1 rRNA gene is annotated in these 634 nt (G+C 52.7%); it reads right to left on the minus strand.

Annotation, left to right across the window (positions count from 1 at the left end):
* Positions 1–634, minus strand: a 23S ribosomal RNA gene (locus AXK60_RS25275); the annotation flags it as partial.

Here is a 634-nt window from a genome sequence, read left to right on the forward strand (position 1 = left end):
GTCCCGACTTTCGTCCCTGCTCGACCTGTCAGTCTCACAGTCAAGCTCCCTTGTGCACTTGCACTCAACACCTGATTGCCAACCAGGCTGAGGGAACCTTTGGGCGCCTCCGTTACATTTTGGGAGGCAACCGCCCCAGTTAAACTACCCACCAGGCACTGTCCCTGAACCAGATCATGGTCCGAGGTTGAGGTATCCAATACGATCAGAGTGGTATTTCAACAACGACTCCACGAACACTGGCGTGCCCGCTTCACAGTCTCCCACCTATCCTACACAAACCGAACCGAACACCAATACCAAGCTATAGTGAAGGTCCCGGGGTCTTTTCGTCCTGCCGCGCGTAACGAGCATCTTTACTCGTACTGCAATTTCGCCGAGTCTGTGGTTGAGACAGCAGAGAAGTCGTTACGCCATTCGTGCAGGTCGGAACTTACCCGACAAGGAATTTCGCTACCTTAGGATGGTTATAGTTACCACCGCCGTTTACTGGGGCTTAAATTCTCAGCTTCGCCTTACGGCTAACCGGTCCTCTTAACCTTCCAGCACCGGGCAGGCGTCAGTCCATATACATCGTCTTACGACTTCGCATGGACCTGTGTTTTTAGTAAACAGTCGCTTCTCTCTGGTCTCT

The sequence above is a fragment of the Tsukamurella pseudospumae genome, assembly GCF_001575195.1.
Lineage (GTDB): Bacteria > Actinomycetota > Actinomycetes > Mycobacteriales > Mycobacteriaceae > Tsukamurella > Tsukamurella pseudospumae.